This window comes from Pseudomonas sp. MM227 (assembly GCF_947090715.1).
Taxonomy (GTDB): domain Bacteria; phylum Pseudomonadota; class Gammaproteobacteria; order Pseudomonadales; family Pseudomonadaceae; genus Aquipseudomonas; species Aquipseudomonas baltica.
Window position 1 is genome coordinate 3,856,123 of record NZ_OX352319.1, and the last position, 14,113, is coordinate 3,870,235.

A 14,113-nucleotide genomic window follows, 5' to 3' on the forward strand; every position below is an offset into this window, starting at 1 on the left:
GTGCGCTTGATCGACACCCATACTCACCTGGATTTTCCCGACTTCGATGCCGATCGCGCGCGTGTGCTGGATACCGCCGCAGCGCGTGGTGTGGAGCGGGTGGTGGTGCTGGGTGTGCATCAAGCCAACTGGCAGCGGGTGTGGGACCTGGCGGTGGCGGACGAGCGGGTGTATGCGGCCTTGGGCCTGCACCCCGTGTTTCTCGAAGAGCACCGGCCCGAGCATGTGACTGCCTTGCGCGCGTGGCTTGAGCGTTTGCACGGACACCCGAAGCTGTGTGCAATCGGCGAGTTCGGCCTGGATTACTACCTCAAGGACCTGGATCGCGATCGGCAGCAGGCGTTGTTCGAAGCGCAGTTGGACCTGGCCTTGGCGTTCGAGCTACCGGTGTTGCTGCACGTGCGGCACAGCCATGCGGCAGTGATCGCGACCTTGAAGCGCTTCAAACTGCCCCGCGCAGGGGTCATTCATGCATTCGCCGGCAGTTGGGAAGAGGCACGGGAGTATTTGAAGCTGGGCTTCAAGCTGGGCCTGGGTGGCGCGCCGACCTGGCCGCAGGCGCTGCGCATGCACAAGGTACTGCCGCGTTTGCCGCTGGAGACCATCGTTCTGGAAACCGATTCGCCGGACATGGCGCCTGCGATGTATCCGGGTGTACGCAACAGCCCGGAGCATCTGCCGGACATCGCCGAGGCATTGGCGCGCCTCATGGGCACCGATGCCGCCACCCTGGCAGCGGCCAGCACCCGGAACGCCAATGCAGTGTTTGGTTGGGCGGATGCGCAGTGAACCTGGACGCGGCTCGCGCCGCTGCTACAGGACATTGCGGCACGCCTTCCAACCCGCCGTCCCGCTTCGGCGAACACCATCAACCCTGCAACATCACGCCAACACCGAACACACCGCCAAAACCGCATACCACAACACCCCTGCGCGCACGACCATCTGCCACAGGCTGTCCAACGTTTCCACTCCTACCTGCCCTACCACTGGCGCCGGAACATCACCGGCCACTCGCCCGACGCGATCGATCAGCGCCGCAGCGGTAATTTCCCAGCTGAGCACCTCGTGCAGCATCACCCGGCTGACCGCCACGAAGTTGCCCACCAGCGCAAAGCTGGCCGCAAGCAAACGTACCGGCAGCCAGTCCAGAGCATGACGCAGCCGCTGCGCCCGCAGGGCTATCGCCGGATGCCGAGACTGCTCGGCCACCAGGGCCACCAGCCGATAGACCAGCGCCGCCACCGGGCCCAAGGCGGCGTACCAGAAAATCACCGCGAAAAAGCTTTGATAGGCTTCCCACAACAGGTGCCCCTGCACCCTTTGCAGCAGGCTGCCGCCGTTGTCGGCGAGGACGCCCATGTCGCGTTCGGCCACATGCACCGCCGCCTGGGTGTCTTCACGGCGCCAGGCATCGCGAAACGGCCCCAGGCCAACCGTGATGTCACCTCGACCCAGGCTGTAGATCAGCACCAGCAAATGCACCGGCAGCGCCAGCAAGCCATACGCCACCGGCTGCAGCGCATACAGCACGAACGCCAGCAGCAGCGCCGGCAGCGCCACGCCGATGCCAAGCACCAGCCACGGCTCGCGCGCCAGCCCCGGCCGGGCTTCGAGCCGATGCAGTTCACCCAGGAAAAAACCGTCACGTTGCACGCGCTGGCGCAGCCCGGAAAACTTCTCGGCCAGCAGGACCAGCAGCAGCACCAGAAAAATCATCGTGCATCCTCTTCATTCAGCAATGCGGCACGGTAACGTACCCAGTCGAAACAGGGGCCGGGATCGGTCTTGCGGCCTGGGGCAATGTCACTATGGCCGCAGATGCGCTCCACGCTCAGCGCCGCAAAGCGCTCGAGCAACAGCCGAGTCAAGGTCACGAGCGCTGCGTACTGGGCATCGGCGAAGGCTTGATCATCAGTGCCTTCCAGTTCGATGCCTACAGAAAAATCATTACAGTTTTCGCGGCCATGGAACAACGACACCCCGGCGTGCCAGGCGCGATCCAGACAGGAGACGAATTGCGTCACCGCACCGTCACGCTCGATGAGAAAATGCGCGGACACGCGCAGATGGGAAATCCCCTCGAAATAGGGATGCTCGCTGCAATCCAGACGGTTCTGGAAAAACTCGTGCACCTTGCCCGTGGCAAACTGCGCCGGCGGCAAGCTGATGTTATGGATGACCAACAGCGAGACTTCGCCGTCGGGACGCTCGTTGAAATTGGGCGAGGGGCAATGGCGAACGCCGTCGCACCATCCCGTAGGGCCGTTCAAGCGCATGAGGTCAACCGCATCTGGAGTCCTGCCGACAATCAAGGCGCTCCAGTATGAACCCTCACGCGCAGGAAGGCAGCCTGCGCGTGGCCGGGCTCATCAGTGTGCCTTGAGCTTGCGCAGGTTGGTGACCACCGAATCCAGGGCTCGATCGAACAACAAGGTGTCGTCGAGCACCCGCACGGTGCCGCGGCGGAACTCGATCGCCAGGCCCATGCGGGTCTTCTCCAGCACCTTCATGCCGGTGCGGTTGACGAACACGTATTTGCCCGAGGTCTCGATGATCGCGGTCAGCTTGCAGCGCAGCTTGAACTCATCGTTCTCCTGCAATTCCACCCAGCTGCCGACACGCAGCTTGTCGACCTGCAGCAGGCCTGGATCATCGTCGGCCAGGCGTACTTGGGCCTCGCTGTCGGCAGCTTCGCCCGGGGACGCCAGCACGATCTCTTCGACCACCTGCACCAGCGATTCCTCACCAGGCATCACCCCCTCGACATTCGCCAGATCACGTTGGAACGCCTGCACATGCAGCACCTCCAGCTGACTGAAGAATTCACTGGTGGCGAACGGATCGAACGCGGTGCTGGTAAGACCATCGCGAAGGGACTTGAGCAAGCCCGGCACCAGCTCCAGCAGACGCATGCGCATTTCCGGGTCGTCGTGGGGCTCGACGCTCCAGATCAAGTCGTCAACCGTAGACAGGGCCGCCTGCCACTCGGACGAATTGGCCCCGTGTTTCAGGCACACCAGCAGCAATACGCGGCTCCAGGCGTCCTGCAGCACATTGACCACCACCTGCGGCAGCTTGCGCCCCAGCAGACGGCTGTTGAGTTCTTTCTCGACCAGATGCCGCGCCAGATCCGCACGGGCGCGGCCCTCTTCGGCATCGCGGGTACGCTGTTCGAGCAACTCGCTGCGACGACGCTCGTCATTGCTGAACGCAAGGAAGTCGACCAGCAGCTCGGAAAACAACGAGGTGTCGTCGACGAAATCGTTGAGCAGGCGCTGGACGATCTGGTCGATGCGCAGGTACAGCGCATCGCGCTGATAATCGTCGCGGCTGCCCCAGCCCATCGCCGCCGAGGCGATTTCGTTGAGCAGCCGCCGCGCCGGGTGCGCACCCCGGCTGAAAAAGCTTTTGTCCAGTACCGCGACCTTGAGCATGGGAATCTGCAGACGTGCGATCAGGGCCTTCAGCGAGTCGGGCAGGTTGCGATCGTCGAGGATGAATTCGAACAGCATGGCAATCAGGTTGATGACGTCTTCGTCCATCACCCCCACTACCCGAAACTTGCCGCTCTTGACGCTGACGCGGGTAAGCAGTTGTTCCAGCTGCTGGCGCAGGTCGTAGTCGTTCTGCGGCGGCTGCTGGGGTACGTACTGCTGCAAGTGGGACAGCAGGCGCAGCAGATCGCTGGTCGAGATCGGCATGGCCTCGCTCGGTGGCTCCATCTTCGGCGCCATGCTGCCGCGCAGGTCGTGCAGCAAGTCCTGCAGGGCGCCAAACGCTTCCTGCACATTCTCGTCACGCTGAGCGGACTTGCTCGGCGCCTCGGCGCGTGTTTCCGGCTCGGTGGCAGCGGGGCGCGGGCGGTCGCTGGAGCGGTCGGCGGCGCGACGCGCAGGCGCGGCCTTGAGCTCGGGCAGGATGCCGGCCGCGATGAGCAGTTGATTGGCCTCGGCGTACAGCTGATCGGTATCGGTAAGAACGTATTTCTCGAACAGCTTGAGGATGATCAGCTTGACCTTGATCTCCACACCCAGGCTGCGCCCGGCTTGGAGAAAATAGTCGCACAGCATGACCGGCCCGAGCGGATTGGTGGAATCGTCCAGGCGGCGGGTCAGTAGCACATTCAAGCGGGTCGTCAGTTGGCCCAGGGCAAAACTGTCACGGCTGAGGACCTTGGCCACCATCGCATCCAGTGCCACCGTGCGTTCCAACTCGTCGTTGGGTACCAGCGCCAGCTTGTCGTAGCTCAGCGGCGGCGGCGCGCTGGCCTCGACCGTGTCGTACTGACCGACGCGCACGAAGCTCTCGTAGAATTTCTCGAGGAAACCGCGCTCGATGCTCTTGCGCTTGAGGCGCAGATCGCGCATGGCTTCGAAGAAGGTATTCTGATCGACGTTGTTCAACGCCCGGTCGGCCATTTCGAACAGGGTATCGTCGGCGTTATCGAACAACACCTGCAGGGCCTGCTTGAGCTGCAGCGCGGCTTTGTCGCGCACCTGCAACAGGACGACAGGCAGGCGCACACTGGCAGGCTGGCTCGCGTGATCGGCGGCAGCCTTGTTCAGTGAAACCACTTTCCCATCGTTCGCCATCAAGACCCCCACCAAGAGAAATAGAGCGTCGACATCCCTGTCAACCACGTGACGTCATTTACCTGACCTCACCGACAGTGATCTCTGACTACCAAGGTGGCAAGCAGTTCAGCGAACACGGGGCTAAGTAGGAGATTGACCGTAAATATGTACGAAAGCTCACAGCAGCCGACCAAATGCACAGCTTTTTACAGTGCGTGAAGGCGCGGGCTACAGGGCTTCGCTCCAAGCGCTGCAGTATCCTATAATCCGGCCACTTTGCCGATGGAGCGCGTCATGTCCAATCTTCGTCTTGCCGATCTGACCGCTGAAATCGAAGCCAACGTGCGCCGTGCGTTGTTCGAAGACGTGGGCAGCGGCGATATCACTGCGCAACTGATCCCGGCCGAGCGCCTGGCCAAGGCCAGCATCATCACCCGCGATGCCTGCACCGTTGCCGGCAGCGCCTGGGTCGATGCCGTGTTTCGCCAACTCGACCCGCGCGTGGCGGTGCATTGGCAGGTAGTGGATGGGCAGCAGGCCCAGCCCAACCAGCCCTTGTTTCACCTCGAAGGCCCGGCACGCTCGCTGCTGACCGGTGAGCGCAGCGCGCTGAATTTTCTGCAACTGCTGTCGGCCGTGGCCACCCGCGCGCGGTATTTCGCCGAGCGTGTCGGCCATACCCAGGTCAAGCTGCTGGACACGCGCAAGACCTTGCCGGGCCTGCGCCTGGCGCAAAAGTACGCGGTAACCTGCGGTGGCTGCCACAACCACCGCATCGGCCTGTACGATGCCTTCCTGATCAAGGAAAACCACATCGCCGCCTGCGGTGGCGTGGCTCAGGCGGTAGCTGCGGCGCAGCGCATCGCGCCGGGCAAGCCGGTGGAAATCGAAGTCGAAAGCCTGGATGAGTTGCGCGAAGCCCTGGCAGCGGGTGCCGACATCGTCATGCTCGACGAGCTCAGCCTCGCCGACATGCGCGAAGCCGTGAGCATCAATGCTGGCCAGGCCAAACTCGAAGCCAGTGGCGGCATCAACGATTCGACCCTGGTCAGCATTGCCGAAACAGGGGTGGACTACATCTCGATCGGCAGCCTGACCAAGGATGTAAAAGCGGTAGACCTGTCCATGCGCCTGAGCCTGTGACAGCCCACATAGATATCGACCAGCAAAGGTATGGAGTTTTCGCAGTGACCAGCACATCCACCCAAGGCGCTTACCAGGTCTACATCATCCGCATCGACGGCACCCGCTTCGGCCCCTTCGACTCGTCCCTGGAGCCCAACAAGGCGTTGATCTACGAGGTGACGCTCAATGCCGGCGCAGGCGACCGGATCGAATTGCATGACGCCGCCGGCGAGGTACAGACCCACGTGATTTCCAACACCCATTTCCAGCCGCAGATGAGCGACGTGCCCGCCCACTACACCGTTCGCTGGCGCTGATACCCCGGGGCCTCTGTGGGAGCAGAGCTCTGTGGGAGCGGGCTCTGTGGGAGCGGGCTCTGCCCGCGAAGAGGCCAGCAGCCCAACAACCCCCTCCAAGTCCCCCCACATACCCCCTAAACAGTAAATTCCCTTGACTCACCGCCACGAATCGCCCAAAGGTGCTCAAACAAAACCCGTGTAAGGAAGCAGCCTTGAGCATCGTCGAACAGTTCCACTCAGGCCTCAAAGCCGCCCTGCCCGCCGCCAGCCTTGACGAACTCGCGTTCGCCACCGGCGCCTCGCCCACCCAACTGGACGCTCTCAAAGAGGTCTACCCGGACTGCCCGGACAGCCTGCTGCAACTGCTTGCCAAGGTGAACGGCACGCACTGGCAGAAGTACGAACAAGGTGAAGTCTCGGTGCTCATCCTGGGCTCGGACATCGCCGAATACCCGTACTACCTGCGCTCGGTCGAGCAGATCCTCGAAGACCGCGCCGCCAACGACAAAAGCATCGCCGACATCTACGACGACTTCTTTCTGGAAAACCCGGAAATGGTCGATCGACGCATCGACGCCGACGTCAGCCTGGGCGAGCGCCTGTGCTTCTCGCACTGCATGAACAACGGCGGCACGTCCACGCTGTTCATCGACTTCAACCCGACCGGCAAAGGCACCAAAGGCCAGGTCATCCGCTTCGTCCACGACCCGGACGAATACGTGGTCATCGCCGACAGCTTCGACGACTACCTGAAGATGCTGATCGACGACAAGTTCGCGTTCATTCTCGAAGATTGATGCACCCCTGACCGAGCTCATTCCACGAATGAGCTCGGTCATTGCATGGATAGTTACAACTCGTATTACCCCTCGGCCTCAGGGCCTTCCCGTACCCCCGCACACCCTTCGTATCACTTCCATTTGTCCGAAAACCCGGCCCTGCGCTACACATAGCTGGGCAGCACACATTGACTAGAAAACGGACAGCAACTAAATTCAGTTGCACAAAAGGAGTGGCAATGTCCAGGCATGGAAAGCTGGTCGCCAAACTGATCTCGCAGGAAAGTGAGTTCACATGGCCTGAACTGGTGAGCCTGCTGCAGGGGTTCGGCTTTCAGCCAGTCCAGGGAAGCGGCAGCCGCGTGAAGTTCCACAATGGTAATCCCGCAGCGTTGATCAGCCTTCATCGCCCTCATCCGGGTAGTGAAATCAAGCCCTACATCCGCCGCCAGATCATCGCGCAATTGAAAAATAGAGGCTTGCTGCCATGAACCAACTGCTTCAACACCGCGGCTACTTCGGATCGATCGAAGCAAGCCCGGAAGACGACTGCCTGTATGGCAAAGCACAGTTCATTCGGGCGCTGATCAGCTATGAAGGGCAAACCGTTGCGCAATTGATTGCCGCTTTTCAGGCCGCAGTGGATGACTATCTGGACACCTGCGCGGATTTGAAGGCTACGCCGGAGATTTCCTGCAAGGGCTCCTTCAATGTGCGCATTGGCCACGAACTGCATCTGGCGGCCAGCATCGCGGCAAATCGGCAAAGCATTACGCTCAATGACCTGACCAAACAGGCACTCGCCAGTTATTTGCATTACGAGTCAACAAACCGTGCCGAATGATCAGCCTGCCAGACACTTCAAGGCTTGAGCGTCAACGCTTGAGCGGCAACTCGCCGATGGCGGGGCGGGCGAACAGGTAGCCTTGCTGCAGATCGATACCTAATGATTGCAAGGCCGTGCTTTCACCCACGGTTTCGACGCCCTCGGCCACCACTGTGATGTTCAGCTTGCCGGCCACCAGCACGATCCCCGCCACGATGGCTTGCCGCACAGCGTCTTGATCCAGCGCGCGAGTCAGCGCCATGTCGATTTTCAGCACGTTGGGCTGGAATGTCGCCAGCATGTTCAAACCCGAATACCCCGAACCGAAATCGTCGATTGCCGTAGTGAAGCCCTGCTTCTCGTATTCAGCGAAAATCGACTGCAGATGCGCCGGATCATCCACACGCTCACCTTCGGTGACTTCGAACATCAGACGATTCAGCGGAAAACCGAATTCACGCGCAGCCTCGAGCGTCGCGCGAATGCACGTCTCGGCGCGGTAGACGGCCTTGGGCAGGAAATTGATGCTCAGCAGGCAGTCGGGCAAATCGAGCAGACCCCACCGGGTTGCCAGTTCGATGGCCTTGACCCGGCAGGCCTGGTCGAAGCGGTAGCGATTGCCATCGTTCACCATACTCAGGATGCTGAACGCGGACTCGCCGTTGATGCCGCGCACCAGCGCCTCGTACGCCCAGGGCTTGCCACTGCGCACATCGAGAATCGGCTGGAACGCCATGGTGAAGTCGAAACCCAGTGCATCCAGGTTTCGACAGTCGGAACAACCCACTGCCTTGAACGGCTGGGGAAAAATGATCGGGCTCATAGCGAGGCTCCGTGGGCAAAGAACGAATGATAGCGCATTGCCACTTCGACAGCTCATAGCCTCGCTAGATCCGTCTGATTGGCCGAACGGTCAGCCCAGTACGACCAACCGATCCGGTAGCTCGTTACGAGGATGAGTGACCGGCACGTGCTCACGCAACACCTCGCCACACGCCTGGATACAGCCGACGAAACCTTCCATCGTTTCACCACGCTTGACCCGCGCAGTGAACGCTTCGACGATCGCGTTCCAGGTGTCATCCCCGACGCGACTGGAAATCCCCTCGTCCACCAGAATTTCCACGTACCGTTCTGCCTCCGAAACGAAGATCAGCATTCCCGTTCCGCCCTGAGTGTGATGCAATTTGCGCTCCAGAAACTGCCGGCGCGCCATGTTCGCCGCTCGCCAATGCCGCACTCGGCGCGGTACCAACGCCGTGGTCAGAGCCGGAATGCGAAACAGCAGCCCCAGCACGATGAAGGTTGCCCACTGCGCCAGCAGCAACTGATGAGCGTTCAGCCAACCGGGGTAATAGTTGATCAGACCCGGCACCAGCAACGCGATCAACCCCGCCCACAACAACGGAATGTAGGTGTAGTCGTCCGAGTGCGGTGCAAGCACCGTGACCAACTCGGCGTCGGTGTGCAGTTCTGCCTCGGCAATCGCCGTGGCCACGCGTTTCTGCGCGCTTTCGTCCAGTAATGTCATGCTGCGTACCCGCTCGATTTACCAGCCACCCGATGCACCCCCGCCGCCGAAGCCGCCGCCACCGCCACCAAAACCGCCACCGCCGCCGCCGAAGCCACCGCCACCACGGCCTCCGCCGCCTAGCAGGCCGCCCAGCACCGCACCCGTGAGTACCGAACGACCACCGCCGCCTCGGCCACCGCGCCCCCCTCCGCCACCGCCGCGAATCATTACTATCACGATGATGATCAGTATCAGGAAGGCCGGCCAGGGCAGACGCTGCTGATCCCGGCCCTGGTCCTGCGCATCGCTGCGCTGCGGCTCGGCCAGGGGATCGCCCCCCAGCACCTGCAGCATGGCCGCTGCACCCGCACGAATGCCGCCGGCGAAATCGCCTTGGCGAAACGACGGCACGATCACGTTATTGATGATGATGGAGGACTGCGCATCGGTCAGTTGCCCTTCCAGGCCATAACCGACCTCGATGCGCACCTTGTGCTCGGCCTTGGCGACGATCAGCAAGGCGCCATTGTCCTTGCCTTTCTGGCCAATGCCCCAGGCACGCCCGAGCTGGTAGCCGTAATCGGCGATGTCCGTGCCTTGCAGGTCCGGCACGGTGACCACCACGACCTGCTCGGAGGTCGCCTGCTCGTGGGCCTCGAGCATCTGGCTTAGCTGGCTGCGAGTCTGCCCGTCGAGCAGGCCCGCCTGGTCCACCACTCGACCGCTGAGCGCCGGAAACTCCAGCGCCCCGGCCGTGGCAGCCCACAGCAGCATCAACAGCGGCAGGCACCGCCATGGCTTCATTGGAACTTCACGCTCGGCGCTTGCTCGGCATTGGGTGCCGTGGCCTTGAAGTTCTCGCGAACTTTCTGATCACGGTACATGGTCATCTGCCACAGCTTGCCGGGGAAGGTACGGATCTCGGTGTTGTACTTCTCGACCGAGGCAATGAAGTCACGACGCGCTACCGCAATACGGTTCTCGGTGCCTTCGAGCTGCGACTGCAACGCCAGGAAGTTCTGGTTCGACTTCAGATCGGGATAACGCTCGACGGTCACCATCAAACGGCTCAAGGCGCCGCTGAGTTGCTGCTGGGCCTGATCGAACTGCTGCAGCTTGGCCGGATCGTCCAGCGTGTTGGCATCGACCTGGATCGACGTGGCTTTGGCGCGTGCCTCGATCACTCGGGTCAGGGTGTCCTGCTCCTGCTTGGCGTAGCCCTTCACCGTTTCCACCAGATTGGGGATCAGGTCGGCACGACGCTGGTACTGGTTCTCCACCTGAGCCCAGGCCGATTTCACCTGTTCGTCATATTGCGGAATGTTATTGACGCCGCAGCCACTGAGCAGCGTGGTGAACATCAGCACGGTCAACAACCGTGTGCGCAGGGAAATGGTCATGGTGGGGTCAAGCTCCTTGGAAGGCAGTGGTCATGGCCACTGCAACGCGCCGACGCCCGGTTCGGGTCGACGCTTGAATAGGTGAGGTTAGCAGGCCTGGCTGGGCGAAACGCCAAATCGCAGACAAAGAAAAGCCCGCCGACGGGGAGGAAAGCGGGCTTGAAGAAGGAGCAAGGTCAACATTACGCCCAAGAATGTAAATGCCGCGTGAAACGGATGTGAACGGACGGTTAGCTGCACTTTTCTCCTTTTTCACGACATCAACGACCGTCGGCGATCTTGCGTTCGATCTCGGCGGTCTTGCGCTGCAAGGTCTCGGCGTCCTGCTCTTTCTCCTTGATGGAGGTAGGCGTGATGACCTTGTCGACGCCTTCGGTGGCCGGCGTTTCATGCTCGATGTCGCGCTCAACCACGTTCACCGGCTTGCCGCTGGCATCGAGGGTCGGGGCTTTTGGCTGGATTTCATCGCGTGTGGTCATGGTAGGAAGCCTCTGATGATAGGTAGAGATTCGAGGCATTGCAGGCAAGGTAAGTTCCTGTGCAACGCTTCGGACTGCACCTTGGCCGAGGGCGCCGGTCACAGCTTCTTTGGGAGGAAAAACCATGGCCATCTCCGTCAAGAAACTCGAAGGCAATGACATCCCCGAGCAGTACCGGACACACGACATGGACCCGGTGTTTCAGGTTCAGGACAGCGAAGGACAGTTGCACATACGCACCAGTGACGTGGAAGCCGCTGCCCTGGCAGTGGAATTCAGCGAACAGGACAAGCAGCCCGAGTGACCGAGCAAGGGGTGCAGGACGTTGCCGACCTGCACCCCTCGTTCAATGGCCCCGCCTAATCGCCGAGCAACCACACACCGGCGCTGACCAATGCCGCAATCAGCGTGCCGCCGAACAGGGCGTACTCAAGCTTGCTGCGATTCAGCGCCTGGACCACGTGCTCGATGTAGGCCTCGATATCCGCCGCCCGGCGACGCATCTCCAGGCCTTCGATGACGTCCTGCACGCGTGCATCCAACAACGGCGATACACACAGATAGACCGAAGCGTAGCTGGCCAGAATGATGAAGAAGTATTTCACGGTTGGCATCCTTGCCCAGAGTCAGGGGCGGGCTTATAGGCTGTCGGCATACAGGACGAAAACGATACAGGTCGAGGCAAACAATCGCCATTCCCGGTGCCGATTGAATAAAAGCCCAACGTCGAATCATGTACAACGTATGGACTAAAAACAACGACGCACGTACATGACTGTTTTCTACCTCAAGCTGCTCATCACGCCGATGCTCATGCTGTTCATCTCCATCGCTGCCAAACGCTGGGGTACACACGTTGGCGGGCTGCTGTCCGGGCTTCCAGTGACCTCCGCCGTGGTGATGCTGTTTCTCAGCCTCGAACAAGGCCCGGGGTTCGTGGCAATGGCAGTGCCCGGCGCATTGGCCGGCGTGGCGGCAATTCAGGCGACCTACCTGTTCTATCTTGCGGTGACCCGCCGTGTTTCAGTGGTGCTCGGCTGCCTGGCCGCAGTGGTGTTCTACGTTGCCACAGCGCTACTGATGAACCGGCTGGGATCACCCATTGCCTCCATCGCCATTACCCTGTGCCTGGTGGTCGTGCTGATTCGGGTGACGTCGAACGATGGCAAACCCCCGGCGCGCCCGGTTGCGTTACCCAGCTGGATCATCCCCATGCGGATGTTGACCGCTACCCTGCTGCTGCTACTGATCACCGCAGGGGCGCAGTGGTTGGGCCCCGTGGTCAGCGGCTACCTGGCGCCTATTCCGATCATCGCCTGGCCGCTGGCGGTTTTTGCGCATGTGCAAGGCGGACGCCAGGAACTCGCGGCGATTGTCAGAGGCAACGCGATTGGCGCCATCGGCGTAATCGGCTTCTACCTCAGCTTGCAGGAGATGGTAGTGCAACTGGGCATACTGCCCGCCGTGGCGACAGGCGTGGTGCTGGCGGTGCTGCTGACGGCCGGGGTCGCGCGACTGGCCAACTCGCGTCGTAGTTAAGCTGAACTGGCCATATCCGATGCGTGAACGAAACATAACTTGTTGCCTTCGGGGTCCCGGCAATAAGCGCCGTAGTAGTCCTCTGAATACTGCGGCCGCAAACCCGGCGCCCCCTCGTCCATACCGCCGTTATCCAAAGCTGCCTGCCATACGTCCCGCACCTCCTGCTGCGACTGCGCCGCAAAGCTGACCTGCATGCCGTTGCCCCAGGTGGCCGGGAGGCCGTTGAACGGGAGTTGGACGTAGACCTGGGGCCAAGGTTTATCGGGCCGCTGCCAGCCGGCGCCAGCTGGGCCCCCGTCGTTTTCTTCCGGCATGCGGATGAGGCCCAGGGCTTGGAAAATTTGGTCGTAGAAGGCGACCATTTTTTGTAGGTCGCGGGCGCCGATTTGGATGTGGCTGAACATGCTCTACCCCTAGGCTTGATCACATGTGGATGACTGACAGGATGACAGCATTTCCAATGATGTCGGCCAAGCATCCTGCCTTGATTTTATATTCCCATCGAGCGTACATTCGCCTCGTCGCTGCAAAATCAGCGACCGGGTTTGGTCGCCCGAGTAGATAAAGGCGCTACAGCGCCCCATCACGATTGCAGGCGCCTTTTTTGCGCAGGCAGCCTCGTGTCATGGCGGCTGTGCGCAGGACACCCTCGGGTGTGCCGGATTCCTTTATCGCCGGTCGACCAACCTTCGTACAGCTGCCACCCACTCGTTTGGTCGCGAGCGTGGCGGCGTCTACTCGATAGAGGAACGCTTCATGAAAATTACTTTTGCGCTTGTAGCCCGCTCATACCTCATTAGCTGGCCGAGACCTTGTCGGCATAGCGCTGCGACAAATTTGAAGTCGTCATTGCCATCGCCAAGCGAGGGTACACGATGAATACGCATTCGAACCGACTTACCCGTGTACAAACGGATCTGCAGTGCTGGCTCGGGGCAGACGGTCCCAATGGTTCCGGTGAAGACGTGAGTGGAAGACTTTCGGCGCTTGCGGATGGGATTGCCGTGTTGCAGGAATCCGTCAGTGCGTTGAGCGAGGTGAATGGAGCACTGGAGGTGGTGCTGCAGCTGTTGTTCGACGCGGAAGCCGAGAAAATTTCGTGCAACCACCTTTACTGCTTGATGGAGCCTATTCAAGGGAAGCTTGATGGGGCGTTGGAGCGGATGGGGGGTGTGGTTTAGCAGGAGGGAGGTGTGGTCGTGCGCGGGGGTTTAAGGGTTAACGAAACTGGTCTTAGGATCTGGGCTGAGATTGGATGGTGCCGGAGATAGGAATCGAACCTACGACCTTCGCGTTACGAGTGCGCTGCTCTACCGACTGAGCTACACCGGCTATCGATGAACCCTAGCATTATGATCTAGAAATCTCTATGCCTGCAATGGACCCTGCCGCTGGATGCTGGACCAAACTGTATCTGCGTACTGGAACGCGGCCGTGAAAAGGCATGTCATGACGAAAATTGTCAGTTCATATAAGACCCGTACAAACGAACCGCGCAGATCAAGCCAATTAGCTCCTGGCACAGCAATTGCTTGAAACCAAATCAGAGGCACCGGAACGGATGCCTGTAGAT

At 60.8% G+C, this 14,113-nt stretch carries 19 protein-coding genes and 1 tRNA gene; 9 read left to right on the forward strand and 11 right to left on the reverse strand.

What is annotated here, in order from left to right:
* Positions 1-789, forward strand: a complete 789-nt coding sequence (locus ONG87_RS17485; RefSeq protein ID WP_264382879.1) for a TatD family hydrolase — start codon at positions 1-3, stop codon at positions 787-789.
* A 93-nt stretch (positions 790-882) separates the two neighbouring features.
* Here the strand turns inward: ONG87_RS17485 and ampE are convergent, their stop codons facing one another.
* The 3 genes from ampE to ONG87_RS17500 all read right to left on the reverse strand — a co-directional run bounded on the left by ampE (position 883) and on the right by ONG87_RS17500 (position 4,595).
* Positions 883-1,719, reverse strand: coding sequence for a regulatory signaling modulator protein AmpE (gene ampE / locus ONG87_RS17490; RefSeq protein ID WP_264381743.1), 837 nt, complete (start codon positions 1,717-1,719; stop codon positions 883-885).
* Entirely contained in the window at positions 1,716-2,279 is a 564-nt protein-coding gene (gene ampD / locus ONG87_RS17495) for a 1,6-anhydro-N-acetylmuramyl-L-alanine amidase AmpD (protein WP_264381744.1), read from the reverse strand. Before ampD ends, ampE begins: the two co-directional genes overlap by 4 nt.
* A 93-nt stretch (positions 2,280-2,372) precedes the next feature.
* Positions 2,373-4,595, reverse strand: coding sequence for a DUF1631 domain-containing protein (locus ONG87_RS17500; RefSeq protein WP_122475262.1), 2,223 nt, complete (start codon positions 4,593-4,595; stop codon positions 2,373-2,375).
* 276 nt (positions 4,596-4,871) lie between these two features.
* Here ONG87_RS17500 and nadC point away from each other — a divergent pair, with 276 nt between their 5' ends.
* The 5 genes from nadC (at position 4,872) to ONG87_RS17525 (ending at position 7,624) form a co-directional block, all read left to right on the forward strand.
* The gene (gene nadC / locus ONG87_RS17505) at positions 4,872-5,720 is read left to right on the forward strand and encodes a carboxylating nicotinate-nucleotide diphosphorylase (RefSeq protein WP_264381745.1); all 849 of its coding nucleotides are present in this window, start codon (positions 4,872-4,874) and stop codon (positions 5,718-5,720) included.
* A 44-nt stretch (positions 5,721-5,764) separates the two neighbouring features.
* Positions 5,765-6,019: a hypothetical protein gene (locus ONG87_RS17510; protein WP_122475266.1), complete on the forward strand. Its 255-nt coding sequence runs from the start codon at positions 5,765-5,767 to the stop codon at positions 6,017-6,019.
* A gap of 194 nt (positions 6,020-6,213) precedes the next feature.
* Positions 6,214-6,798 (forward strand): SMI1/KNR4 family protein, encoded by a 585-nt coding sequence (locus ONG87_RS17515; RefSeq protein WP_264381746.1) that lies wholly within the window; start codon positions 6,214-6,216, stop codon positions 6,796-6,798.
* Positions 6,799-7,019: 221 nt separating this feature from the next.
* Positions 7,020-7,271 carry a type II toxin-antitoxin system HicA family toxin gene (locus tag ONG87_RS17520; protein WP_264381747.1) on the forward strand — a complete coding sequence of 84 codons (252 nt, stop codon included), beginning with the start codon at positions 7,020-7,022 and terminating at the stop codon, positions 7,269-7,271.
* The gene (locus ONG87_RS17525) at positions 7,268-7,624 is read left to right on the forward strand and encodes a type II toxin-antitoxin system HicB family antitoxin (protein WP_122475270.1); all 357 of its coding nucleotides are present in this window, start codon (positions 7,268-7,270) and stop codon (positions 7,622-7,624) included. The genes ONG87_RS17520 and ONG87_RS17525 overlap by 4 nt, the downstream gene beginning before the upstream one ends.
* A 31-nt stretch (positions 7,625-7,655) precedes the next feature.
* On the opposite strand, the gene ONG87_RS17530 is transcribed toward ONG87_RS17525, so the two are convergent.
* From ONG87_RS17530 to ONG87_RS17550, 5 genes are all read right to left on the reverse strand, one after another.
* The gene (locus ONG87_RS17530) at positions 7,656-8,429 is read right to left on the reverse strand and encodes an EAL domain-containing protein (protein WP_122475272.1); all 774 of its coding nucleotides are present in this window, start codon (positions 8,427-8,429) and stop codon (positions 7,656-7,658) included.
* Positions 8,430-8,519: 90 nt separating this feature from the next.
* Positions 8,520-9,137 carry a TPM domain-containing protein gene (locus tag ONG87_RS17535; protein WP_122475273.1) on the reverse strand — a complete coding sequence of 206 codons (618 nt, stop codon included), beginning with the start codon at positions 9,135-9,137 and terminating at the stop codon, positions 8,520-8,522.
* An 18-nt stretch (positions 9,138-9,155) separates the two neighbouring features.
* Positions 9,156-9,923 carry a YgcG family protein gene (locus tag ONG87_RS17540; RefSeq protein WP_264381748.1) on the reverse strand — a complete coding sequence of 256 codons (768 nt, stop codon included), beginning with the start codon at positions 9,921-9,923 and terminating at the stop codon, positions 9,156-9,158.
* On the reverse strand, positions 9,920-10,519 hold the full coding sequence (locus ONG87_RS17545; RefSeq protein WP_122475276.1) for a LemA family protein: 600 nt from the start codon (positions 10,517-10,519) through the stop codon (positions 9,920-9,922). Before ONG87_RS17545 ends, ONG87_RS17540 begins: the two co-directional genes overlap by 4 nt.
* Positions 10,520-10,779: 260 nt before the next feature.
* Positions 10,780-10,998: a hypothetical protein gene (locus ONG87_RS17550; protein WP_192058563.1), complete on the reverse strand. Its 219-nt coding sequence runs from the start codon at positions 10,996-10,998 to the stop codon at positions 10,780-10,782.
* Positions 10,999-11,122: 124 nt separating this feature from the next.
* Here ONG87_RS17550 and ONG87_RS17555 point away from each other — a divergent pair, with 124 nt between their 5' ends.
* A complete protein-coding gene (locus ONG87_RS17555) occupies positions 11,123-11,302 on the forward strand; it encodes a hypothetical protein (protein ID WP_122475279.1) in 180 nt (59 codons plus the stop codon).
* Between the two features lie 55 nt (positions 11,303-11,357).
* Here the strand turns inward: ONG87_RS17555 and ONG87_RS17560 are convergent, their stop codons facing one another.
* Entirely contained in the window at positions 11,358-11,603 is a 246-nt protein-coding gene (locus ONG87_RS17560) for a hypothetical protein (RefSeq protein ID WP_264381749.1), read from the reverse strand.
* A gap of 166 nt (positions 11,604-11,769) precedes the next feature.
* Here ONG87_RS17560 and ONG87_RS17565 point away from each other — a divergent pair, with 166 nt between their 5' ends.
* Positions 11,770-12,537 (forward strand): hypothetical protein, encoded by a 768-nt coding sequence (locus tag ONG87_RS17565; protein ID WP_264381750.1) that lies wholly within the window; start codon positions 11,770-11,772, stop codon positions 12,535-12,537.
* Here ONG87_RS17565 and ONG87_RS17570 read toward each other — a convergent pair.
* Positions 12,534-12,944, reverse strand: a complete 411-nt coding sequence (locus tag ONG87_RS17570) for a VOC family protein (RefSeq protein WP_264381751.1) — start codon at positions 12,942-12,944, stop codon at positions 12,534-12,536. The two genes, ONG87_RS17565 and ONG87_RS17570, sit on opposite strands and share 4 nt — an antisense overlap.
* A gap of 471 nt (positions 12,945-13,415) precedes the next feature.
* On the opposite strand from ONG87_RS17570, the gene ONG87_RS17575 reads away from it, so the two are divergent.
* Positions 13,416-13,721 carry a DUF1484 family protein gene (locus ONG87_RS17575; protein ID WP_192137714.1) on the forward strand — a complete coding sequence of 102 codons (306 nt, stop codon included), beginning with the start codon at positions 13,416-13,418 and terminating at the stop codon, positions 13,719-13,721.
* A gap of 75 nt (positions 13,722-13,796) precedes the next feature.
* Here ONG87_RS17575 and ONG87_RS17580 read toward each other — a convergent pair.
* A tRNA-Thr gene (locus tag ONG87_RS17580) sits at positions 13,797-13,872 on the reverse strand.
* Between the last annotated feature and the right edge of the window lie 241 nt (positions 13,873-14,113).